The sequence below is a fragment of the Psychrobacter sp. I-STPA6b genome (genome assembly GCF_020662265.1).
In the GTDB taxonomy this organism is placed as follows: domain Bacteria; phylum Pseudomonadota; class Gammaproteobacteria; order Pseudomonadales; family Moraxellaceae; genus Psychrobacter.
This window is the reverse complement of sequence record NZ_VEWM01000063.1, coordinates 377,171-402,364: the sequence shown is the minus strand read 5'-3', so window position 1 is coordinate 402,364 and position 25,194 is coordinate 377,171. Positions and strand designations below refer to the sequence as shown.

General features: G+C 37.6%; 19 protein-coding genes and 1 pseudogene. 10 read left to right on the top strand and 10 right to left on the bottom strand.

The window, feature by feature from the left end; all coding sequences use genetic code 11:
* Positions 1 to 102: 102 nt before the first annotated feature.
* From FHK88_RS07055 to FHK88_RS07045, 3 genes and pseudogenes are all read left to right on the top strand, one after another.
* Positions 103 to 2,007, top strand: a complete 1,905-nt coding sequence (locus FHK88_RS07055) for a polysialyltransferase family glycosyltransferase (RefSeq protein WP_227430027.1) — start codon at positions 103 to 105, stop codon at positions 2,005 to 2,007.
* Positions 2,008 to 2,481: 474 nt separating this feature from the next.
* Positions 2,482 to 2,715 carry a hypothetical protein gene (locus FHK88_RS14355; RefSeq protein WP_227430026.1) on the top strand — a complete coding sequence of 78 codons (234 nt, stop codon included), beginning with the start codon at positions 2,482 to 2,484 and terminating at the stop codon, positions 2,713 to 2,715.
* Positions 2,716 to 3,760, top strand: a pseudogene (locus tag FHK88_RS07045) (IS3 family transposase).
* A gap of 268 nt (positions 3,761 to 4,028) precedes the next feature.
* Here FHK88_RS07045 and putP read toward each other — a convergent pair.
* Entirely contained in the window at positions 4,029 to 5,531 is a 1,503-nt protein-coding gene (putP, locus tag FHK88_RS07040) for a sodium/proline symporter PutP (protein ID WP_227430025.1), read from the bottom strand.
* A gap of 533 nt (positions 5,532 to 6,064) precedes the next feature.
* Positions 6,065 to 6,937, bottom strand: a complete 873-nt coding sequence (locus FHK88_RS07035; RefSeq protein WP_227430024.1) for a LysR family transcriptional regulator — start codon at positions 6,935 to 6,937, stop codon at positions 6,065 to 6,067.
* Between the two features lie 471 nt (positions 6,938 to 7,408).
* Between FHK88_RS07035 and leuC the strand changes: the two genes are divergently transcribed.
* The 5 genes from leuC (at position 7,409) to FHK88_RS07010 (ending at position 12,320) form a co-directional block, all read left to right on the top strand.
* Positions 7,409 to 8,827, top strand: coding sequence for a 3-isopropylmalate dehydratase large subunit (gene leuC, locus FHK88_RS07030; protein ID WP_227430023.1), 1,419 nt, complete (start codon positions 7,409 to 7,411; stop codon positions 8,825 to 8,827).
* A gap of 53 nt (positions 8,828 to 8,880) precedes the next feature.
* Positions 8,881 to 9,144, top strand: a complete 264-nt coding sequence (locus FHK88_RS07025) for a hypothetical protein (RefSeq protein WP_227430022.1) — start codon at positions 8,881 to 8,883, stop codon at positions 9,142 to 9,144.
* A 59-nt stretch (positions 9,145 to 9,203) separates the two neighbouring features.
* The gene (gene leuD, locus FHK88_RS07020; protein WP_227430021.1) at positions 9,204 to 9,851 is read left to right on the top strand and encodes a 3-isopropylmalate dehydratase small subunit; all 648 of its coding nucleotides are present in this window, start codon (positions 9,204 to 9,206) and stop codon (positions 9,849 to 9,851) included.
* A gap of 169 nt (positions 9,852 to 10,020) precedes the next feature.
* On the top strand, positions 10,021 to 11,127 hold the full coding sequence (gene leuB / locus FHK88_RS07015; protein ID WP_227430020.1) for a 3-isopropylmalate dehydrogenase: 1,107 nt from the start codon (positions 10,021 to 10,023) through the stop codon (positions 11,125 to 11,127).
* A gap of 119 nt (positions 11,128 to 11,246) precedes the next feature.
* A complete protein-coding gene (locus FHK88_RS07010) occupies positions 11,247 to 12,320 on the top strand; it encodes a L,D-transpeptidase family protein (RefSeq protein ID WP_227430019.1) in 1,074 nt (357 codons plus the stop codon).
* Positions 12,321 to 12,428: 108 nt separating this feature from the next.
* Here FHK88_RS07010 and infA read toward each other — a convergent pair whose 3' ends face one another.
* The 7 genes from infA to FHK88_RS06975 form a co-directional block, all read right to left on the bottom strand.
* The gene (infA, locus tag FHK88_RS07005; protein WP_011961149.1) at positions 12,429 to 12,653 is read right to left on the bottom strand and encodes a translation initiation factor IF-1; all 225 of its coding nucleotides are present in this window, start codon (positions 12,651 to 12,653) and stop codon (positions 12,429 to 12,431) included.
* A 188-nt stretch (positions 12,654 to 12,841) separates the two neighbouring features.
* A complete protein-coding gene (gene truA / locus FHK88_RS07000) occupies positions 12,842 to 13,681 on the bottom strand; it encodes a tRNA pseudouridine(38-40) synthase TruA (RefSeq protein ID WP_227430018.1) in 840 nt (279 codons plus the stop codon).
* Positions 13,682 to 13,711: 30 nt separating this feature from the next.
* Positions 13,712 to 14,791, bottom strand: coding sequence for an asparaginase (locus FHK88_RS06995; protein WP_227430017.1), 1,080 nt, complete (start codon positions 14,789 to 14,791; stop codon positions 13,712 to 13,714).
* Between the two features lie 160 nt (positions 14,792 to 14,951).
* Entirely contained in the window at positions 14,952 to 16,997 is a 2,046-nt protein-coding gene (locus tag FHK88_RS06990) for a FimV/HubP family polar landmark protein (RefSeq protein WP_227430016.1), read from the bottom strand.
* 72 nt (positions 16,998 to 17,069) lie between these two features.
* Positions 17,070 to 18,632, bottom strand: a complete 1,563-nt coding sequence (locus FHK88_RS06985; RefSeq protein ID WP_227430015.1) for a hypothetical protein — start codon at positions 18,630 to 18,632, stop codon at positions 17,070 to 17,072.
* A 783-nt stretch (positions 18,633 to 19,415) separates the two neighbouring features.
* Entirely contained in the window at positions 19,416 to 20,597 is a 1,182-nt protein-coding gene (gene asd, locus FHK88_RS06980) for an aspartate-semialdehyde dehydrogenase (protein ID WP_227430014.1), read from the bottom strand.
* A gap of 104 nt (positions 20,598 to 20,701) precedes the next feature.
* Positions 20,702 to 21,520: an MBL fold metallo-hydrolase gene (locus tag FHK88_RS06975; RefSeq protein WP_227430013.1), complete on the bottom strand. Its 819-nt coding sequence runs from the start codon at positions 21,518 to 21,520 to the stop codon at positions 20,702 to 20,704.
* A 572-nt stretch (positions 21,521 to 22,092) separates the two neighbouring features.
* On the opposite strand from FHK88_RS06975, the gene FHK88_RS06970 reads away from it, so the two are divergent.
* On the top strand, positions 22,093 to 23,196 hold the full coding sequence (locus FHK88_RS06970; protein WP_227430012.1) for an endonuclease/exonuclease/phosphatase family protein: 1,104 nt from the start codon (positions 22,093 to 22,095) through the stop codon (positions 23,194 to 23,196).
* 428 nt (positions 23,197 to 23,624) lie between these two features.
* The gene (locus FHK88_RS06965) at positions 23,625 to 24,323 is read left to right on the top strand and encodes an HAD family hydrolase (protein ID WP_227430011.1); all 699 of its coding nucleotides are present in this window, start codon (positions 23,625 to 23,627) and stop codon (positions 24,321 to 24,323) included.
* A 195-nt stretch (positions 24,324 to 24,518) separates the two neighbouring features.
* On the opposite strand, the gene FHK88_RS06960 is transcribed toward FHK88_RS06965, so the two are convergent.
* The gene (locus FHK88_RS06960) at positions 24,519 to 25,148 is read right to left on the bottom strand and encodes a sigma-70 family RNA polymerase sigma factor (RefSeq protein ID WP_227430010.1); all 630 of its coding nucleotides are present in this window, start codon (positions 25,146 to 25,148) and stop codon (positions 24,519 to 24,521) included.
* Positions 25,149 to 25,194: the final 46 nt, after the last annotated feature.

Sequence of the window (25,194 nt, the reverse complement as noted above, 5' to 3'; positions counted from 1 at the left end):
TATACTAGTTTGAATGTATTATTAATGTGTAACGAATTATAATTATATATAATTTTCATGTATATAATATATTTTATTGGTTTTTTTGAGAGGTCTAGTGCAGTGAAACTATCTGATGTGTACGAATGTAAATATGAAAATAAAAATACTTCAACAGTAATTATTACTTTATCTATAGGCAGAAATTACCTAAAGTCGCCTATTTTAAATATATCTAGCTTATGCATTAAAGAGAATAAGAAGTCTTTGTTTCTATTTAATATAGGATCAACATGCAAGAAAATATATGATATTGTAAGTGAAAGTAAAATAAATAATATAATTGTATTTGGTTCAGGTTATTCTGCATATGCAGCTATATTATGGTCGGGGATTCTTAATAGAATTTTTAAAAATAAAAATAAGGAAGGAGCGGTAAGGTTTATTTGTATTGAGCCATATCTTGATGTTGTGAAACAGGTGGAAGTAAATAATATTACTGGGAGTATTTATAGTGCAATAAAGCCATATATAGACTTCAATAGTTTTATAAAGAAGTTTGGAAAATTTATTCGGGGCACGGTATATGTATCTAAAGACAAAAATAAAACTTATTTTGATGATCTGTATGATATAGAAATATTTCAGGTTAATTTTTATAGCGATGATATGAATTATTTTATGAAAAAATCAGTTTCAGTATCATTAAACTTTAATAGTATTGTATACGCACAATGCAAGTCTAAAAATAGAATTTATAATTTTGAGATGGCAAAAAAATGCATTTACAACAATATACCTTCAGTAAAAACTTTATGTAAAATATCAAATTTACAGAAAGATAGCTTTATTAGAAGTAATTTGTTTAATATGTTTTCTGTTAGTAATACAAAGTATTTATTTGTCATAACAAATATTAGTCAGTACTTTAATGCTATATCATGGATTGATGATTATAAAATAAAAGATGAGTTTGTTATTATAGTTCAATATACTTTTGTAAATATAAATATGCCTCAATTAATATATGAGAATTTCTTGAAACAACGAGAAAAATACAATATGAATATATTGTTTTTTGAAATACCTTTGTCTAATAAGGTCAGTTTTAATGGGTATCTATATTTTGAAGTAAAATATAATAATTTGTTAAGTGTTATTAATCCTGAAATAGTAGTACTAACAAGCATGGAAAACAGAACTGCTATATTAGGTAATTTAAGCAAAAAGTATTCATTAGTATATTTACTGGAAGAAGGATTAGGAACTTATCTTCAGATTCAAAAATTTAAAAATCCAAAAACTTATAATACAGCCCTGCATTTGAAGCCATATGAGTATCATGAATATGCTTTAATAAATTGTTTTGGTTCAAAAGTTATGAAGGAGTCTATATATGGGTTTTTAAAATTTGATAGAGCATATATAACCTTTCCTAATGTGTTAAATAATTTTGTTAGTGCTGAATATTTTAATCCATTGGTTTCTTATATTGATAAACATATAAAAGATATATTCAAAGTGCAAAAATCACTAAAAATAGATAAAAAAAATGGCTTTATTATATATATAGATCAAGTATGGGGATTTCCAAATATAGATTTTTATTCATCTATATTTAAAATATTACTAAGAAACTGTAATGGGAAGAAGATTTTATTTCAATTATCACCTAAAAATATAGAGTATAAGGATGAAGTCATAAGACTTATTAAAAAATTGGGGTTGGAGGATGTTATTATTATATTTGATTTTGATATATTGTATAAAGTAGAGTTTTTAGTTAGTATTTTAAATCCTGATGCTGTTTATAGCTTATGTTCCTCTGCATTAATTTATTTGAAAGTTATTAGTCCTAACATCCCAAGATTTTCAATAGCCAAGAGCTTGTTATTGGAAATTAATAATAGTGATACTTATCTTTCATACTCAGTCGCATGTAAAAGATTTAATGAAGCTTATCAAGCTTTATTACTGATAGAGAATATTACAGATACTTTCTATGAAAATAAACTAGGGTGTATTTAAACTGTTATTCTATAAGTATAAGGTTATATATAGGTATTATCTATAATTTCGATAAGAAAAATATCAATATGTGTTCAAAATATTTAAATATGATTTTAAGATAAGAGTTGTTATAAATGTTTGATTAGAAATTGGATTTTTAAGTGATTAAATAATCTGTTAATAGCCTAAGTATGTTATAAAAATTTCAACCTAAATTTATAAGAAGCTTGTAACCCATAACACTTTATGCTTTTCTATAATAGGTATCTTTCAAAAGTAATATAGAGTTTTAGACTAATCGAAAGAGTATAATATACTAGAAATATAAAATATAACAGTAAGTTAAGCATATATAACCTTAAAAATAAAAAATACTTTTGTACAGATATAGACATAACTAAAACAATACTTTTGCTAGATTTAAATTAGACCTCTTGCAAAAGTAGCGTAGGGATTTAGAATAACAAGCCCACTTTTATCAGATAGGAAAACATGCCAGATATAGATAACCTACTCAACCAAAGTGAAGCAAGCTTTAAACCCTATACAGAAATTCATAAAACAACCTTTTATGAAGTGCAAGAAGCTATGCAACAGCATGAAGCCCAAAAGCCCAAATCAGGTAGACTGTACCTATCCCCTAAAATAACACAGCTTAAACGTAGAATTTCTTATAAAATAGCAATAAGGAGTTTTAACATGAGCAAACGAATGACTGAAAGTTAAATAGTATCTATTTTAAAAGAAGCAGAAGCAGGAATATCTGCTAAAGAGTTATGCCGTAAATACGGAGTTGCTAGCTCGACTTTCTATAAATGGCGTTCCAAATATGGCGGAATGGAAGCTTCTGACATCAAACGTCTAAAAGAACTTGAAGATGAAAACCGTAGACTCAAACAGATGTATGCTGATTTAAGTCTCAAAGCACAAATGCAGGAAGATATCATAAAAAAGCTATAGCACCTGTTGCTAAGCGCAAAGTCTGGGCACAAGAGCTACAGGTACAGTATAAAGTCAGTATTGCAGCTAGCTGTCAGATAGTCTGCATAAGTCGAACTGCTTACTACTACAAGCCTAAACTATCTGATGACAGTGAGATTATAGATATCTTAAATGAACTCACTGACAAGCATAATCGTTGGGGTTTTCCAAAGTGCTTTAAACGTATACGTAAGCTTGGTTATTCATGGAACGACAAGAGAGTACATCGTATTTATACGGCTTTAAACTTAAACCTGCGTCGTAAGGTTAAAAGACGACTACCAGCACGTAATCCCCAGCCATTAACTGTACCAGATACATTAGGACATACATGGTCAATGGACTTCATGAGCGACAAACTACATAACAATCTTCCGCTTTCGTACCTTTGATGTCATTGACGATTATAACCGTGAAGTACTAGGCATTGATATTGGCACCAGTATTCCCTCATTAAGAGTGATTCGCTACCTTGATCAGCTGAGTGGCATGGTTATCCTAAGTAAATAAGAGTAGATAACGGTAGTGAGTTTACCTCACATGTCTTTACTGATTGGGCATCGGCTCATGATATTTATATTGACTATATTGCGCATGGTTGTCCTTATCAGAATGCTTATATTGAACGCTTTAATCGCAGTTATTGTAATGAGGTTTTAGACTGCTACTTGTTTAATAATTTACATGAAGTCAAACAACTGACTGAGGATTGGATCAAGGTCTATAACACGAAAGACCCCATGATTCAATTAATGATATGACACCTGTTGAGTACAGACAGGTGGCTTAATTATTCTATGAGAAGGTTGTGTTATAAATGGGCTATTTACAGTGGCTTGTTTATTAAAGCAGGATATTAACAAGTTCATTAATGTAGAATAAGGTAAATTTTGCCAATTTTTACATGAAAGTCAAAAATAGCTGTATCTCTTGTATGTATTACCCTAAAGAAAGGAGAAAGAGGTGAAAGTTCAACAAGCTTAACCATAAAAAAATCCCCCATCATGTGATAGGGGATTTCTTGTTAAGAATATAGCGAAATTATAGATAGCAATTAATTATTGATGTAAATTCATTTCCATCTCTTTGAACTGTCTCTTCACTTTTTCTGCTGGCTCAGCAGTTGCTAAGCTACCAACCACAATGGCAATACAACTTAAAACAAAGCCCGGAACGATGGCATATAGCCAGTCATTTAACGCTGTACCATCAGATAGTTCAAAGCCGCCATAAATCCAAAGGATAACTGTGACAGCACCGACAACCATACCTGCCAATGCACCGTTACGATTCATACGAGACCATAGTAGGCTAATGATAATCAATGGACCAAATGCCGCACCAAAGCCTGCCCACGCATTAGATACTAGGTTTAGTACTGAGCTGTCTGGGTTAGAGGCAAGTAGGATTGCAACAATAGCAACAATAATGACAGATATACGACCGACCAATACCTGACGTGCTTCTGGTGCATCTCTATCAAAAAATAATTTATAAACATCTTTAGTTAGTGAGCTTGATACTACCAATAGCTGTGAGGAAATGGTACTCATAATCGCAGCTAGAATTGCCGCCAGTAAGAAACCAGAAACTAAAGGATGGAATAAGAACTGAGTAAATACCAAGAAAATGGTTTCAGGGTCCTCAATGGTCATGGCAGTTTTTTGTACATACGCACGACCTGCAAAACCAACCATCAATGCACCAACTAAACTAATAATCATCCAGCTCATACCAATGTTACGAGCTGTTGGAATGTCTTTTACTGAGCGAATTGCCATAAAGCGGACGATAATGTGAGGTTGTCCAAAATAGCCCAATCCCCATGCCATTAGTGAAACAATCCCCATAAAGGTCATACCACTGGTAATATTTAATAGCTCAGGGTCAATATTACGTACGGCATTAACAGTTGGTGTGACACCACCTAAGTCTGTAAAGGCAACAATGGGTACAATGACCATGGCAAAGAGCATGATAACGCCCTGTACAAAGTCAGTCATGGATACTGCCAAAAAGCCACCAAATAAGGTATAGGCAACCACAACACCAGCAGTAACCCATAGTCCCATGCTATAAGATAAGTTAAGTGAGCTAACAAATAACTTACCACCACCGACCAGACTGGCTGCTGTATAGACAGTAAAGAATAAAATGATAACAATTGCTGAAATCACACGTAATAAGTGCGACTTATCCTCAAAACGGTTTGCAAAGTAATCAGGAACTGTAATGGCATTGTCTGCAACTTCAGTATAAACACGAAGTCGAGGCGCAACTATGATATAGTTTAAAAATGCCCCAATGGTCAGACCTAAGGCAATCCAGATACTGACTATGCCCGAAGAATACATATATCCGGGAAGACCTAATAATAACCAGCCTGACATATCTGATGCACCAGCAGATAATGCGGTAACAGCAGGGCCTAAGTTTCGTCCGCCGAGCATATAGCCCTCGGAGTCATTGGCTTGTTTAAAGTAGGCATAAATACCAATGCCGATCATTAATACAAAATAAGCGCCTAAAGAAATTAGAACGCCTGAAGATACTCCAGTCATAGATACTTCCTTAGTCAAATTTGAGCATATTCATAGCAGGAAGCACAAAATACGTTCAAATTTGACATTTTAAAAATGGTATTACACATGAATAAAAAGCCATTATGGCAAATGCTACATAATGGCTTTTTAGCTATATGTTCATCGTCGTAAAATGACTTCACTCAAGCATTGATTACAGTTGGCAATAAAGCTTATATAGTCAATATATGAGGTATAGTAAATCCTGTGTAATATAAAAAAAGATTTATATTCTTAACAAAATAGGTATCCATTATAAATGATGAAAACACAAATTGCTAACAGTAAGCTACATATAGCTAATATTAGGAAGGATTAGAGTTAATATACAACAGTTGATAAACATTCGTTGGGTTAACGTTATTCTTTGATTGTCGATAGAATAAAGTCAAGGGGCATATCTATTATCAATATACCCCATACCCCTATATTTTATTTGATGCTGGTAGGTTGAGAAGCGACTTTTAGTCCTACATGTTAGATTGGAGTCTTAAAGTTCATATTTTTAGACTTTAGTCTATTGGTGCAAGCAACTGCATCAGTGTATCAACACTGGCTGAACGCGTAAGATGCGGATTAATAACCACACCTAAGTAGCGCTGCAATTCTAAATTTTCTGCCATATCAATACGGGCTAAGTCTTGGTTAATTAATGTCTGCGGTAGGACTGACCAGCCAAGACCAACAGAAACTAGCATACGGATAGATTCTAAAGGATTGGTTGTCATGGTGGCATAGGGCTTGAGGTTTTGCTTAGCAAACTCAGCCAAAGTAATCTGGCTAGTAAAGGTATTGGCTGCTGGTAAAATAGCAGGATAGTGTGCCAGTTCTTCTAGGGTAACATTAGATTTTTTTGCCAAAGTTGAGAGCGTCCCAGTGACAAAATATAAAGGGTCAGACCATAGAGTATGGTAGGTTAGACGCTTGTCGTAGACAGGTGGTAGGGTTAAAAATGCTAATGATAAATCACCATCTAATACAGCTTTATGTGCTTCTTCTGAATCAACAAAGTGAACCTCAAGCTGTACAGCAGGATACATTTGGATAAACTGCTTTAGTACAGGTGGAAGATGATGTAAGCCAATATGGTGGCTTGTACCAATAACCAGCTTACCAGAAACGGTTTGTTGTGAGTTTTGGATATTGATTTTAAAGTTATCATAGTCATCAAGCCAGCGTTTTGCATGGGGTAGTAATTCACTGGCAGCTTGTGTTGGCACAATGCCTCGACCTAGAGTATCGAATAGGGTGACATTAAACTCATCTTCTAAATTTTTGATGCGTTTGCTCACAGCAGGTTGGGTGATAAAAAGTTTTTCTGCTGCACCAGAAATACTACCTGTCTGCATAACGGTGATGAAGGTGGTTAAGTTGGTGGTGTTCACTATTGCCTCACTTTATATTAGCTGGGTTAATGTGAACCAAAGACAAGTAGATGTGATTGTCATCAAACTTATAACAAATACTAAAAATGAGTATTGATATGGTTTGTATGGAGTTATATTGACTTGTATTTGCTTCACTATAGTTGAAAAAGTGCATTAAACTAGAGACTGTCAAACATTTATCTTCATAGGAGAAAATTAGCCAGTTTTGACATGGATATAATACCTACAAATTATCTATATCCTTTGTAGGTATTAGCTTAGTAGGATGAATGCTCAACAACCCCTAATCAAAAAATTTAGAAATTTGTCAGATTCTTATAAAATAAAAAAAAGTTTGATAAATAATAAAAATCATCAATTATTATTATATGACTTGCCTGTTATAATCACAAGGTACAAACTCACATGTTTTGTCTCGCATATTTATTATGGCAGCATAAACGCCACCATTGAAGAAGGAATATTACTATGGCAGGTCAAACTCTTTATGACAAACTTTGGGACGCGCACTTAGTTAGTCAGCGTGATGATGGCTCAAGTTTGATTTATATTGACCGTCACTTACTACATGAAGTCACCAGTCCACAGGCATTTGAAGGATTGCGCCTTGCTAATCGTGAGCCTTGGCGCTTATCAGCAAATGTCGCGACACCAGACCATAACGTACCAACAGTGAAAAAAGAACGCAGTGAAGGTGTTGCTGGTATTAAAGATGAAGTTTCACGTCTTCAAGTTGCCACACTTGACGAGAATTGTACGGCATTTAATATTACCGAGTTTACTATTAATGATGACCGTCAAGGTATTGTTCATGTGGTTGGACCAGAGCAAGGGCTTGTATTACCCGGTATGACCGTCGTTTGTGGTGACTCACACACAGCCACACATGGGGCATTGGGTTGTTTGGCACATGGTATTGGTACTTCTGAGGTTGAGCATGTTTTGGCTACTCAGTGTCTAGTACAGTCAAAAATGAAAAATATGCTGATTAAAGTCGATGGTAAGTTGGGTACTGGGGTGACACCTAAAGATGTGGTACTTGCCATTATTGCTAAAATTGGTACCGCAGGTGGTACAGGTCATGCCATTGAGTTTGCTGGTGATGTATTTTCTGATATGAGTATGGAAGGGCGAATGACTGTCTGTAATATGGCGATTGAGGCAGGTGCTCGTGTTGGTATGGTTGCGGTTGATAAGACAACCATTGAGTATGTTAAAGGTCGTCCATATGCACCAACAGGTGAAGCATGGGAGCAGGCAGTTGCTTACTGGAATACATTGCATACAGATGACGATGCTGTTTTTGATACAGTGATTGAGATGGATGGTAGTGAGATTGCCCCTCAAGTCTCATGGGGAACATCACCTGAGATGGTGGTTGATGTCACACAAGCTGTCCCAACACCAGACATGGCACAAGATGAAGTACAGCAACAAGCGTGGGCGCGTGCTTATGAATATATGGGATTGAGTGCAGGACAACCAATTACTGAGATTGCCGTTGACCGTGTATTTATTGGCTCATGTACCAATTCGCGTATTGAAGACTTACGCTCTGCTGCATCTGTGATTAAAGGACGCACGGTTGCTAATAATGTGAAAGAAGCGATTGTGGTTGCTGGCTCAGGACAAGTGAAAAAGCAAGCTGAAGAAGAAGGCTTAGATAAAATATTTACGCAGGCAGGGTTTGAATGGCGAGAGCCGGGTTGCTCTATGTGTTTGGCAATGAATGCCGATAAGCTACAGCCAAAAGAACATTGTGCCTCAACGTCAAATCGTAATTTTGAAGGTCGCCAAGGTAATGGTGGACGTACGCATTTGGTGAGTCCAGCGATGGCTGCTGCTGCCGCGTTAGCAGGTCATTTTGTTGATGTGCGTGAGTTTTAGTGGATAAGACAAACAAACTATCCTAAACCGATTGTCTAAATATTGAGTATTTTATGACCTCTCGTAACACTGATAACACCAATAAAGATAATGAAGCAACCAAAGCCGTGCAAACTCGCAAAATTGTTGAGCGGTTTTTACATAAATTATCTGATGATGACCCGACTTTGTACTATGCCAGTACAAGTGAAGTAGCGCGAGGGGTACATATGATGATTAAAGAGCATAGCAATCGTTTGTCACCTGAAGAGCAAAAGCTAGTGCGTCATTTGACCATCAAAGACATTGAGGTGATTTTAGGATTTCATAGTAAATAATATTTTTCTTCATTGCTGTATTACTCATTTTTAAAAGATTTAAATATTAAGGAAACCCCATGCAAGCATATAACACCCAAACAGGTATCGTTTGCCCGCTAGACCGCTCAAATGTCGATACTGACCAAATCATTCCCAAGCAGTTTTTAAAGTCCATTAAGCGCACTGGTTTTGGTGTCAACTTATTTGATGAATGGCGCTATCTTGATGAAGGTTATCCGGGGCAAGATAACAGCAAACGTCCTGTAAATCCTGATTTTGTATTAAACAAACCACAATATCAAGGTGCGACCATTCTACTGGCACGCAAAAACTTTGGTTGTGGCTCTAGCCGTGAGCATGCGCCGTGGGCATTATCAGAATATGGCTTTCGCACCGTGATTGCACCAAGTTTTGCAGATATTTTCTATAATAATTGCTTTAAAAATGGTATGTTACCTATTGTTCTGTCTGAAGAGATTATTGACAAACTATTTACAGAAGTCTTTGTCAATGAGGGTTATGAATTAACGACTGACCTTGAGCGACAAGTCGTTATCACACCTGATGGCACAGAATACGCATTTGATGTTGATGAGTTTCGCAAGCATTGCTTGCTTAATGGACTAGATGATATTGGTTTGACACTACAACAAAGTGATGCCATCAAAGCCTATGAACAGAAGATGCAACAAAAAACACCTTGGGTGTTTAATGAGTTGGTATAAATTGCGTTATTTATAAATTAGGGGCTGTGAAATATTTATCTATAGATTTAATGTTTTTATGAGCTTTCTCTATAAAGGTAAAATTTAACAGCCCTGACAGTCTAAATAATCTTAAAACCTAAAATAAGGTCATTAAACAAAGGCTCTAAATATACAAAAAGGAAATGCTATGAAAGTTTTAACATTAGCCGGTGATGGTATCGGTACAGAGATTATGGCGCAAGCGGTTGCAGTATTACAACAAGTCAACCAAAAGTTTGAGTTAAATTTGACGATTGAAGAGGGGCTGATTGGGGGTGTGGCGGTTGATGCCACAGGTGAGCCACTACCCGATGAAACGCTACAAAAAGCCAGACAGGCAGATGCTGTCTTGTTAGGTGCAGTTGGTGGTCCTAAGTGGGACCAGATTGAGCGTAGCAAACGTCCTGAGCGTGGATTATTAAAGATTCGTAGTGAATTAGGGCTATTTGCTAATTTACGAGTGGCAAAACTCTATCCTCAGCTTGCCAATGCTTCAAGCATTAAAGCAGATATTATCTCTGGGTTAGATTTACTGATTGTGCGTGAATTAACAGGTGGTATTTATTTTGGTGAGCCACGTGGTATTCGTACCCTTGAAAATGGTGAGCAACAAGGCTATAACACCATGGTTTATAAAACCAGTGAAATACAGCGTATTGGTAAAGTTGCTTTTGACTTGGCACAGACTCGTGCAAAAGCTTCTGGTAATCCCGCAAAAGTATGCTCTGTAGACAAAGCGAATGTGTTGGAAGTGACAGAGCTTTGGAAGCAAACCATGAATCAGATACAGCAGGCAGACTATCCAGATGTTGAGTTATCGCATATGTATGCTGATAATGCTTGTATGCAGCTTATCAAAAATCCAAAGCAGTTTGATGTGATGGTCACAGGCAATATGTTTGGTGATATTTTATCAGATGAAGCAGCGATGTTAACGGGTTCTATTGGTATGTTACCATCGGCAAGTTTGGACGAAAATGGTAAAGGTATGTATGAGCCATGTCATGGTTCAGCTCCAGATATTGCGGGTCAAGACAAAGCCAATCCATTAGCAACCATTTTATCTGTTGCTATGATGCTGCGTTATACTTTTAAGCATGAAGCATCTGCACAAGCCATTGAGCAGGCGGTTAGTGATGTACTGGATGATGGACTACGCACCTTAGATATCTTAGATAGAAATGAAGAAGGATTGACAGCAGTAGGTTGCCAGCAGATGGGTGAGGCTGTCTTAGCAAAATTAAAGTTACAGTAGTTTATAATATTTGATGGTGGTAGTTTAGAGGTTGCCTTATACTAAATACATATTAGTGTATATTTATACATTGTATGAGCAACCTCTATTAACATAACTATAATATCAGGAGCTAAACGTTGAAAATAATACAAATGCTTATGCTGGTTAGTTTTTGTACGCTACCACTAACGATAACACATGCGGCAGAAATACAAAAAGAGATACAGGAAGAAGTACCAAACATTAGCCAACACTTCACTGGTCGGGGCAAAATTTATCAAGAGTTAAGACGAGTACTACCAGAAATTGCCTATAATGTTGACAATCTATCGCAGACCGCCGAAGCGGTGAATACCAGTAATTGGCAACCCAATAAGCCTTTAAATCGCAATCTTACTACTAAAATTCAAGCATTACTTAATTGGAACCATCATGGTGTGGGTGCAGTAGATGGATATTGGGGAAAAAACACTCGCAAAGCCATGCAAGCATTTCAGCAGTCTCAAGGTTTAGCACTAACAGATACAATGAATGAGGAGACATGGCAAGCATTGTTAGAAAACCCAATACTAGCGACGCAACCAGTATTGGTTAATTACGCTTTGACAGATGCTGACGTGAATATTGATCTAGTTAGTATTCCTGATGATACTCAAGAAAAGGCGCAGTTAGAAGGCTTGTATTATGAAACTTTATTAGAAGCATTGGCAGAGAAGTTTCATATGACACAAGAGTATCTACAAAAGCTTAATCCCGAAGCGCAGTTTGAGGTGGGTGAGGTATTAACGGTTTATAATCCGGGTAATCCAAATACCAAAGCGGTCAGCCGAGTGGTTGCAGATAAATCCATACAAACTCTTTATATATATGATAGTGAAGATAACTTGATTGCAAGTTATCCTACAACTGTGGGTAGTAGTGCCACACCATCACCTTCTGGTACACATCAGGTCAAAGTGAAAGTTTATCAGCCAAACTATACTTATACCCATCCAGATGGTAGTAAGTCAATCTTGCCACCAGGTGCGAATAATCCTGTTGGACTGATATGGATTGGATTAACTAAACCAACATATGGTATTCATGGTTCACCTGATCCAGAACGTATCAGTCGCCAAGCATCCTCTGGCTGTATTCGCTTAACAAACTGGGACGCTAAGGCACTATATGCCGTGATTGATGATGATGCCGTGGTGGAGTTTCAAGACTAGCAAGTAATGTGTATCTCACAACATAAAAAGACCACAACGTTTGGTAGTGGTCTTTTTGTATATTTGACACTAAGGCTGTCTTTGATAGACGTTTCTTCTGGAGAAACGTTAGGTTTTACCACGGTAGGTAATACGACCTTTGGTCAAATCGTAAGGCGTCATTTCTACTTTTACCTTATCACCCGTTAAAATGCGAATGTAATGTTTACGCATTTTTCCAGAAATATGTGCAATGATTTCATGCCCATTTTCCAAACGTACTTTAAATAGGGTGTTGGGTAGTGTGTCGATGACTTCCCCTTCAAACTCAATAATGTCGTCTTTTTTTGCCATAATCTGTTGTCTATACAATGAAAATAAGCCGATATTATACGCAAGCCCTTATAGAAACGCAACATAAAAGGCAGGCAATACTTGACATAAAAGTCAAGCTATGCTTTATAAATGTATACATTCAGTAACTATACAATATCAGTAACTGAAATAAGCAACCTATTAACGCCTCTTATTTTTTATATTACTTATGAAGGAAGATTCAGCCATAAAGGAGTGAGAGGCATTTGTGGTAGTATTTGCTGTAATGCTTCAGGATAGTAGGCATTGACAAAATATAGTCCATTGGCAGATGCTGTTGGTGGTGCAATAGTGCGGTCTTTTTTTGCCAGAATGGTCAAAAAATCTTCTGGATAAAGTTCACCTGTGCCAATAGCATATAATGTCCCCATTAAGTTACGAACCATATGGTGTAAAAATCCATCTGCTTGGATATCTAGTATAATAAATGCCCCATGTTGTAACAGTCTTGCATGGCTGACTTGTCGAACGGGTTGTTTGGATTGACATGCGGCTGCTCGAAAGCTAGAGAAGTCATGTGTTCCTTCAATATAAGCAGCTGCTGTTAACATACGCTGGAAATCTAGTGGCTCATGAATGTGAGTGACTTGATGATGCAAAAGAGCAGGGCGTTGAGGCTGATTGAGAGTGATATAACGATAGCGACGAGCAATGGCTGCAAATCTGGCATGAAACTCAGTTGGTACAGGCTGAATCCAACGTAGAGCAATATCATCTGGAAGTAAGCTATTAACCCCACGCATCCAGTTATTGATACTGCGTGTGGCTGTGGTATCAAAATGCGCTATCATATTACCTGCATGTACGCCTGCATCGGTACGTCCTGCTGCCACGACCTCGATATTTTCATTAGCAACCTTGCTAAAGGCATTTTCTAGTACTTCTTGTACACACTCAACTTCTTGTTGTCTCTGCCAGCCACGATAGTTTGTGCCAATAAACTCAATACCGATGGCATAACGTTGGCTTAGTGACGTCACAGTATTGTTTACTTTTGAGTTACTCATAATAAGATAGCTTATATAATAAAAAGATGATTATGCTAATTTGATGATTTGTGTCCAGCGTTGACGGCGTTGTCTGGGTGTATCTAATGTTAAATTCAACCATAGTAAGCGGGCATAAATAGCAGGTATGGTTAGACGCTGACCAGAGATGACATGGTGGTCATATTGCCAGCTACCGGCTGCATAGGTATCACTGACTCCACCAAATGGACATTGTGTGGTACAGACCAGCATATGTCCATGATTATATGCCTGCTCCATGACCTGTGCTAATTGTGTATCAAAAGGGATATTTCCAGCACCAAAGCCTATGAGAATGATACCTGTTGGTGCTAAGGTTAAAGTCTGCTCAAGCGCAGTAGCTAGCCATGCTGTTTGGTTAGGTACACAGTATAAGACAGGGATATTGATTTGTTTTGCTGTCTCTTTGATGTTGAGTAATGCAAGATGTTTTTCTAGCCATGTTATCCGTTTATTAGCAGATAAGGACTGTACATAACTGCTGGCAGGGTAGCCCACACGCTGATGACCCGTAAATGCCATCAGGTCATGACTATGTACTTTTTGTACACTCTGTGCAGCCCATGCTTCACCAGAAAATGTCACTTTGACACCAGATTCTCCATGATTGGCTAGTGCAATGGCATCTTTCAGATTTTGCCATGCGTCGCTGTTTGGGTCTAACTGATATTCATGGATATTATCTGCTGCAAATAATGGACGCATACTGGCAGTAAGAATCAGACAAATATCACTACCTGCAAAAGCTTCTGCTAGAAACGCAGACAGATAGCTTAATGTATCTGTGCCAGTAATAAGAACAAACTGACGTTGCTTTTGTTGATATGCTTGTAAAATCAGCTGATAAAAATAGACAAGGTCACTGGGCGTTAGCTGGCTACTATCTTTAACACATTCATTTGCTAATACTTGTACAGAAGTGGCTAGATGGTGCTGGATTTGTGTGCGTAATAAAGGGATAAAGGTTTTTGCATCTAGCGCTTGCAGAGGCTTTCCGTAACTGCCAAATGTTCCACCCGCATAGATAAGCTGAATGGGTGATGGGCTATGGTTTGTTGCGTTTTTTAAGATAGACGTATTTGCAGACATTAGAAGAAGTCACTTATTAATATAAAGCAGTTAAACTGAAGCAGTTAAAAAAGACATAAAGCCGAAACTTTATGTCTTTTAAGGTTATCCAATTTAGGATGAGTTTTGTTTTATCCAATAATGGATGCTCTTATCACATATATTGATAAGGATAGCAATATTAATGAATACGCTCAAGTAGTGCCTGAGCCTGCGCTGTATACTCTGCGCTGGCTTGAGCAGAAATGACTTCATTAATCAGTCTTCTAGCACTGTCATATTCACCTAAGTCTAGATATTGTTTTGCCAAATCAAGTGTGATTTGATTTTTATCCAAGTCATTAACAAAGTTGAAGTTTTCAGTAAATACAGCATCGTCAACCATTGCTGTCTCAGTAGTTACTGGAGCGTCTGAAGACACCTCGTGCGCTAGAGCTGGATCAATATCTGATGCTGTTTCTGGTGCATCAAACATATCGAAGTTTAGTGCATCAAGCTGAGAGATGGTATCTGGATTAAATACAGAGATTTCATCTGTTGTATCAGCGATAGGTGACTCTTCGATAGCAGCCTCAGCAGGTGTGTGTTCTGTTACTTCTGGTACTACCAGCTCAGGTTCAGCATCTGCTTCGATTATTGGTTGCTCTAGATTCTGCTCTATATCTAGAGCTTGAATATTAGTGTCTACAGTTTCTGTATCTTCCAACTCTGATATGGATTCTACCAGCTCTGCATCATTCACTGGTGTATCATTGACAATGCTCTCTTGAGTCGAGATGCTTTCATCTTCTAAGTCTAGTTCAGCAAAGTTGTCATCTAGTAGACTGCTAGTAGCATCTTCAGTAGTTACTGGTGTGGTATCTTCGATGTCAACATTTGAATCAACATCAAGTGAATCTGTTTCAACAACAGGTGCCAACTCTGAAACATCTTCGTCTATTAGCTCAAAGTCAGTATCAGAAGTTATAGCTTCTTCAGTCTCAGTTTGTGTTGGTGTAGATGGCTCATCTTCAAAGTCAAATTCAAAGTCATCACTAAGATCAGTAACTTCAGATGTTGCCTCTGTATTGATTGTATCCAAATTAGATGTCTCTAAGGAGATGTCTGAGACTTCTTCACCCACTTCTAGTTCGGTGTCTTGGAGTGTGGGTTCATCTAGTTGTAAATCGAAGCTATCTGCGTCTGAATCAGTTGCAACTTCTAACGTATCTAAGCTGTCATGAGTATCTAGAGTATTATTACTGTCTAGAGAAAACTCTTCTGCATCTAAAGAGAACACATCAGCGTCTGTTAGGGTAATGTCTGTATCAGTTGTATCTTCAACTACTGGTGCATTGGCTTCTGGTTGTGTTGCCAATGGTTCTTCAATATTGAAGTCTGCTAGTAGATCATCTTCAGTAGTTGGTGTTTCTATACTGATTGCATCATTGTTATTGTCATTCAAGCCTTCTGCATTATCTAGTTCTAGTTCATTATCAAATGAGAACTCTAAATCATCATCCACTTGAGAGTCTGTTGTTGCTTTGGTTGTTAGCTCAGGCTTTGCATCTTCAATAAGCTGACTTTCTAAATCATCAAAAGATAGTGCTTCTTCAGTGCTGTCCAAAGTTAAATCTGTGCTATCAAGTGCTGTATTATCAAGGGCAGGTGCTTCAGTTGATAGACTGTCTTGTGTAGATTCTTCTGCATCAAGTACCAGATCATCATCAAGTGAGAACATCAACTCATCATCAGTGAGTGTGTCATTTGGTGTGCTATCTACAACAGGAGAGTCACTATTGACAATGGTTTCTGAGGCAACTTCAAGGCTTGGATCTATAAATGAAGATCTAATTTCTTTTGCTTGTTGCAAGGTACTTAAGTCAGCTTCTGATTGGATACGCTGATATAAGGTTTCAAAGTCTTGCTGCTTATTATTCAGTGCATATACAGAAAGTAACTTGAGCATATATCCTGTATTTTTTGGCTCTGTACTCAGTCCTTTTGTTAAGACTTCTGAGGCATCATCATAACGCTGCTGGTCAATGTAAGTTTGAGCAACGGTGATCGGGTCTTTTTCTGGTATTGGTGTTGGTACAGGAGTCTTTGTTTCTTGCTCTAGCTTCGGTGAGACAGGAGCAACGGTCTGAGTAGAAGCTTGTTTAGCAGAATTTTTTGATCGCATCAAAAAAAGGATAATTGTCAATAGGACAATCAGACCAATGATAATATATAAAAGAATATTCATATTTTCTCCTTCGTCATCGCCGTTTTTAAATTGTTTTTATAAGGACAATGCTATGACAGCGATGATGAATTATTAATTATTACGTAAGTTTTTTAGACGTTGCTCAAGTTCAGCTAAGCGTTTATTTTGTAATTGTATCTGTCTTGTACTTTCAGATAGTTGACCACTCAAACTACGCACTTGTTGTGCTCTATTTGCAGTTTGTTGGCGGGTTGTTTGTAGTTTATTGACTAAATCATTATTTAACCCACTACCATTTGCACTGTTGCGTGTTTGGCTACCCGTAGCACTGCCTGAGTTACCTGGAGTAACCAGTGTGACTTGTGGCTTACTTGGTAGTGCTTGAGCAGTTCTTGCTGTGCGTGTTGGTGTGTGACTATTACGTGCATTACGGTTTGAGCGTCGGTTGCTACTATGTCTATTGCTACGGTTACTAGTTCTGGCACTTTGATTTTGTTGTGACTGCCGTGCTTCAGTAGCTGCTCTGATACCAAGTTTAGATGGAATGACTTCATAATCTGGCAAGGTTAGTGTTGCATTTGCTTTTAGAAGGCTAACATCGTTATTAATAAAGGCATCTTGGTTATGAGCTTGAATTTGCTTCATTACCGTTGGTACATCTAAGTTGTTTTCTTTTGCAATTTGACTAGCAATTGTCCATAAGTTGTCATTGCGTTGTACGGTATAAGTAGACTTGCCAGCAGCAATGCTTGGAGTACTAGCATTGTTATCATCACTTTGAGTGTTGGTTGTCGCCGTGACCTGTTCACCTTCTTCTACATTGGTAGTTTCTGTTTCTGTAGTAGCTGTAGCAATGACTGTTTCACTTTCTTGTTCTGTTTGTTGACTGGCTGTTTGTGTGGCAGGTGCATCATCAGAGTCTGTTAAAGTATTCTGTGTGGCGATCGTCTCACCAGTTGGTGTACGATAGGTACGGTTAATCTGTATTTTTAGGATATCAGATTGTACATCAGTACCACTTGCACTAGATGCAAAGTCTGTCGTATTTGTTGCACTATCTTTGACCATTATCTCAGAGTCAGTTGTCTCTACAGTGCTTGGTTTTGGCGTAGAGATAGGCGCTGTCTGCAATGGTGGTGGTGCTGATTTATTCACTACTAAAGGAGTACCTGTTGTTTTGGCAGGTAATGGAGTAATCATAGGCAGATTTGGTTGAGCTGTATTTCCTGTCGTTTTAGGCTGGGCAGCAACTTGTGGCGCAGAAACACTTTTTGATGTCTTATCTAACGGTAATAGAAGTGTCTTTGGGATAACTTTTTGATTACCATTATCATTGACTGTCAGTACAACGTCAGCAAAAGGATCCGCTAAGGGAGTAGAGGTTGTAATAATGACACGCCCAGAGTTTGCACCAGTTTTTACAAATCGTGCTGACATTGTAGATTTTGAATTTAAGCCAAGCTCTCGATAAGTGCTATTATCTGCTAAAGACACAGAAAAGTTATCTGGGTCAATATCACTAATATCTATTGTGGCAGATAATGGTTCGTATTGATTGGAGTTAACCTGAGTTGAGCCAATATTTGCAGCGTACAGTGTGTTACCTGTCAGTAATAGTGAAATAACAGCAGACAGTTTTGCCAAGTTAAAGTGACGGGGTAGTTGCCAAGACATGTGCATCCTTTATATTCAGTAATGGTAGACGCTAAATTTTATAAAGATAGAATTCTGTTACTTTTATATCAAAATAAAGATTTAATTACCAGTTTATTTCGTTCCATAGGTTATATGTATATGATGATAAATGACTAATGGTACATATCATATCATTCTTTACTTATTTATGTACTTTGATTTGATGATTCACGTTCTATAATCTTTGAAACATTAGTTTTTGATAAATTAGTTATTCAACTTTTACATATTTTACATAGATAGCATGGATTAGGTGTCGGTACAGTCAGCTAAGAGTCAATAATAGTTATATGACGGACCTTCTGTGATGTCGTTATTCGTTACCTAATTATCCATTATTATATAATATATAAGGTGTCGTTATACATCCTGTTTTTATCTATTATTTATTATAGCAAGTTTCGCTGCTGCGAAGTTAATATCATATATCCTCTTACTAATGCCTTAGTTAAGCTAAAGGTGTTAAGTACAATGTGTTCCAAAATTCATTATGGTATTTGATGATAATGATAGTTGAATAGTTTGCAACTCTGTTAGCATGGATTATGGATCTGATGCTCTGACCAACAAACCATATATTACTATATATTTGTAGCCCGATAGAATGGTGAATGGAAATTTTTTATATTTGTCATGCTTGAGTATAGCTATTAACTGAATATGTGATATTTTTTTCTTAGTTCTTTTAGCTTTAATATGGTCTTGAGTTGACAAAAAAGACAACCGAAGCTGTCTTTTTTGTGTTATTTGATTTCGTCTTTTTTAGGCAGAGCGTTGCTTTTGTAAAATATTAAGCATACGACGTAGTGGCTCAGCAGCTCCCCATAATAATTGATCACCAACAGTAAATGCGCCTAAGTATTCGCCGCCCATATTGAGCTTGCGTAAACGCCCTAGAGCAACGGTCAGTGTGCCAGTTACTGCAACAGGTGTTAGGCGAGTGATGGTTTCCTCTTTGTGGTTTTCGACCACGTCTAGCCAAGGGTTACCACTGTTACGTAAGGCATCTTCGATTTCTTGTAGAGGGATATCTTTTTTTAGTTTGATGGTCAGACCTTGTGCATGACAACGCATTGAGCCAACGCGGACACACATACCATCAATTGGAATAGCGGTGTCATCATTATTGCCTAAAATTTTATTAGTTTCCACACTGCCTTTCCACTCTTCGCGAGACTGTCCATTATCCAGCTCACTGTCAATAAATGGAATCAAGCTTCCTGCGAGAGGAACACCAAAGTATTGTGTTGGAAAATCATCACTGCGCTGTGTATTGGCAATGATTTTATCAATCTCCAAAATAGCACTGGCAGGGTCATCTAGTTGCTGAGCAACGGAGTCTCTTAAAACCCCCATACCATTGATTAGCTCACGCATGTTGTTTGCACCAGAGCCACTGGCAGCTTGATAGGTCATGGCAGAGACCCACTCTACCCAGCCACGATTAAATAGCTCACCGATTGCCATTAACATTAAAGAGACGGTACAGTTGCCACCAATAAAGTCTTTTTTGCCCTCTTTGAGCGCTGTTTCAATGACTGAAAGATTAACAGGGTCAAGAATGATGGTGCTATCTTCAGTCATACGCAAACTACTGGCAGCATCAATCCAGTAACCATTCCATCCTGAGTCACGTAAAGGCTGGTGGACAGCTTTGGTGTAGTCACCACCTTGGCAGGTAATAATAACGTCACACTTAGCAAGTTCATTAATGTCATGGGCATCTTTTAGTATTTTGCTATTGTCATCTAATGTGACACCAGTAAAAGTTGGTGCTTGACCGCCTGCATTACTGGTAGAAAAAAAGATAGGGGTAATGCTATCAAAGTCTTGCTCTTCTAGCATACGTTGCATTAATACTGAACCAACCATGCCCCGCCAGCCAACTAAGCCGACGACAAGTCTGTTTTGTTGATTTGCTTGCTCATTATCAGGTTGAGCCATTATCTCACTCCTTACAGTTGTATTTAATGACGTTATTACTCGAACCGTTTACCATGCCTTTATTTCATCAAAAAATCAATAAGATTTTTTCATTAAGAGTCATTTTATGAGGTCAAGTCTGGAAAAAACTCGGGTATAAACCGCCAAAAGTCATAATCTTGTTCCTTTAACAAATCAACCCCACAATCTAACTGACTGATCCAGTTTAAGAATTGATGAAACATCTCTTGCCCATCTATTCTAAGCCCATGTTGCGGCACCATTTTTGATATGGGCAGGTCTTTGACCGCATTTGCCCATAATTGAGTGGCCTTTTTGCTATTCATGTAGCGTCTGTGAAAGCCTGCCATTTGGTCAATATGTGTTTTAAAGTTAGTAACTGCTTGACCTGAATGTCCAGTCAATGATGCGCCCATATCTCCTGAAAATAGTATCTGGCTGACTGGGTCATAAAATTGGAAGTTACCAACAGAGTGTAAAAAATGGGCAGGTATGGCAACAATACCACTATTACCAAGAGTGTAATAACCCCCTTCATCTGGGATGCTTAGCAGTCTTTCAGAGATGCTTTTTTTTAAACGCTCTTTAGTAAAAGCAGAGTTATAGTGTGGTAGAAAATACTCCCACAATTTTGGTGTCAGTAGTTTGGCATGCTCTAGATGAATAAGCCAACGTGGCATAGAAGCAATTATATCTGGGTCTTGATGTGAACCTATGATATATCGGACATTATCCATAGAGATATATTTGCTGACTTGCACGGTAAGTGGTGTAAAGGTTAAGTCACCACCTGGGTCTATGATAGCGCCATCTTCACCATCAATGATTAAAAATTGATTGGTCGGCACGCTATCATCTTGTTGTAGCATAGAAAAAGCGATGCATTTATGATGACCATCATCATATAGTATAAAAGATTTCATAGTGTCACCCAGCTTTGTATTACTCAATATAAGGCGATGATGTTGACAGGTTTCTTGTCTATTATTTAGCCTGAACTATCTTGAGTATATTAATAAGTTGTGGTTATCAGTAAGTTGAATTTAATCATAAAGTAATTGATAACCCTAAAGATTTATCAGAATAAATGTAACATTTTTTTAGATAGATGGTAATTATAAATCATTAAAAAAATTATGGGATTTGTAAATAGCCTTGTTTAGACGCTTTTATACTCGCTATTTTGTGAGTATGGAGAGTTAGACTGTGCAAAATATATAAAATATTATTATTAAAAATATGATTTTGTATTTAAAATATTAATATTAAGCATAATAAATAGGGTTAACCACGGACAGAAAATTACGTTTGTGTTAGTCTAGCGCCCCAGTATATTTAGAAAAGATAAAGTTTGTGATGAATTGTGCATTCTTTTAAATCAGCAGTTTGAAAGAAGCAGAGTTTAGGTACGACTGGGGATGATTGGTGGATATGGTGTGTTGAACTACCAACTATATTTAATTTGTAGGCATTGGCATAAATGTAAAGAGGTACCATGGAGATTGTTTTATATAACTGTGCGCAGTATTTGGCAGGGTTAATGGTATTTGTAACAGTGTGGGGATGGTTACCTTTGGATCATTGGTGGGTGCGGGGTGTTGATTTTCCTCGTATTCAGTTTATTGTCCTAGCAGTGGTTGCTTGGTTGGGTATGGTGGTTTTTGCAACACACTGGCAAGGTGTGCAGTGGCTATTATTTGTGGCACTAAATTTAGCGCTGATTTTCCAATTACGTATGGTATTACCATATACACGATTTTGGAAAAAAGAGGTCAAAACAGCTCAGCAAAAAGCCGATGCCATTCAATTAAAAATTATGGTTTCTAATGTATTGACACCCAATGATAATACTCAGGCACTGATTGATAAAGTGCAACAAAAACAACCTGATATTTTAATGACTCTAGAAAGTGATCAGAAGTGGGAGCAAGCATTAACACAAATTGAATCAGATTATCCTTATAGTGTAAAAGTGCCTTTAGATAATTTATATGGTATGCACTTATATTCTAAGTTTGAGCTGATTGAGCCTCAGGTAAAATATTTAATCGTAGATGATATTCCATCCATCCATACTCAGCTACGTCTAAGTGCTGATAAGGTAATATGGTTATACTGTTTGCATCCCATGCCACCGAGTCCAACGGAGGCAGAAAAATCGACAACTCGTGATGCAGAGCTATTATTGGTGGGTCGTCATATTAAAGAGAACAATCAAACAGCGATATTAGCGGGTGACTTAAATGATGTTGCATGGTCAAAGACCACACGTATGTTTCAACGTATCTCAGGTTTGCTTGACCCTCGTATTGGTAGACATTTTATTAATACCTTCCATGTAGACTATCCTTTTTTACGTTGGGCATTAGACCATATTTTCCATAGTCCTAGTTTTACCTTAGTAAGTATTGAGCGATTAGAGAGCATTGGTTCAGACCATTTTCCAGTATTGACTACTTTACAATATGAACCTGAGGTGATGATGGAACAGAAGCAGAATGCACCAACTGCCAGTGTTGAAGATAAAATTGAAACACAAGAAACCATTGCAGAAGGTATTATTGAAGGTCAGCGAGTCTCTGCAGAAAATGCCTCATAATCCTAAGTATTAATGATGGTTTATACATTATAAAATAAGCTATATTGAGACAAATAAAATCATCTTACACATATTGTAAGTAAATGCTTACACTATTTTAGGTGTTTATCGGCTAGGAATAATGAGGTATCAAGCATACAATGACCCCATCAACACAAGGAATATGGACAACAGTGTTGATGGGTAAAAGTTAAGTACTAACAAGTGGTTATTGCCCTATGACCCCTTGCAGTAAATTTACCCAGACCAGAGGATTGGTCGATGAGGAAATAATAACAATATAAGTGTTGAAGCCCAAAACCCAAGTCTTTGCCCTAGGCTTGGGTTTTCTTTTTGTCTGCTTGTTGAGTATTTAAACACTCGTTATGATAATGACATGATAAGATAAGGCAAAATTGATATCTCTTAAAATATTGGGGCAGAACTCTATGACATCCGAAAACACAACTAACACAGCAACCTTAGCACTTTTTGACCTTGACCATACCTTGCTTGATGTCGATAGTGACTACCTATGGGGTGAATATATCGTCAAACATGGTTTGGTCGATGAGGCACAATATCGCACTGCCAACCAACGCTTTTATGAGCAGTATATTGCAGGTACGCTTGACCCAGTGGAGTATAACGAATTTGTCAGTGCTTTTTTGACCACCTTGCCAATGGATAGATTGCACGCATTGCGTGAAGATTATATCAAATATGAAATCGAGCCACATATGCGACCCAAAGCTGTCAAAGCCATTCGGGAGCATTTGGCACAAGGGCATGAAGTGGTGATTATCTCAGCGACTAATGACTTTATTGTCAGCGAAATTGCTCAGCGTTTTGGTATTGATAGTGCCAATGTGTTGGCAACGCCTTTGGAGGTTAAAGACAATCGTTATACTGGAAAACTAGCTGACAAGCCCAATTTTCAAGAAGGTAAACTATATCATTTGCAAAAGTGGCTAGACAGACGTAAGCAAGCTGGCGTGAGCTTTAGCAAAACTTATGCCTATTCGGACTCTAAAAATGATTTACCTTTATTAGAATGGGCGGACGTGCCAGTGTGTATCAGCCCAGATGATACCTTACACGCTCATGCATTGGCTCATCATTGGGCAGTGGAAGATTGGGCGATTTAGTTAATTTAGCCCAATTAACTGCCTAACAGAGATGACGGAATTTTGTTAAAATAAGCGGTTATTTTTTAGGGGGTGTTCTAAAAAGTATACTACCCCCTCCCTAACCCTCCCCCAAAGGTGGAGGGAACTGTTCCCCCTCCCACTGGGAGGGGGCTAGGGGGAGGGTTGAAATTGATAATAAAAGGGTGATTAACATTAAGCCGATTTGGCTTCAAACCAACGCAGTGTTAAGCAAGTTTGTAATCTTAATCTTGCCCTGTGCATTAACACATAATAATGGCTGGTATTAATCTCAAGCTCTTGGCAAATCTCATCGGTATCCAATTCCATATATTCACGCATTAAAAACGCCCGAGCCTGCTCACTGGGTAGATTGGTAAGGCAGACTTCTAGCACCTGCCAAAAGCCATCACTATGTACTTGCACCTCAGGGTTACACCAACTGTTATCAAATTGGCTGGGCATACTGCCTTTTTGCCAAAATCCTGCCTCATCAAATAAGGCGTTGAGCAAGGTTTCCTCACTGCCTTCCTCATGGTCGTGCATACTCGATAGATTGGTGTATTTGCTGTCTTTACGAATACAATCGACAATTTTATTTTTTAAAATGGCAAATACCCAACTTTTAAATGCCGAGTTACCCTGAAACTGCTCACTGTGTTGCAAGGCAGAAATCAACGCATCTTGCACCACGTCTTCAGCCAAATGATGGTCATTTAATTGATTAAATGCAAACGCAATCATCTGCTTTCGTACCGCTTCTATAAACTCTGGCGATATTTGCTCATGAGAGGGTTTTGGTGTGGCTGAATGTTGGTCGGTCATGTTATGTCCATGGGTTTAAAATGATATTGGCGTCACCTTATTATTC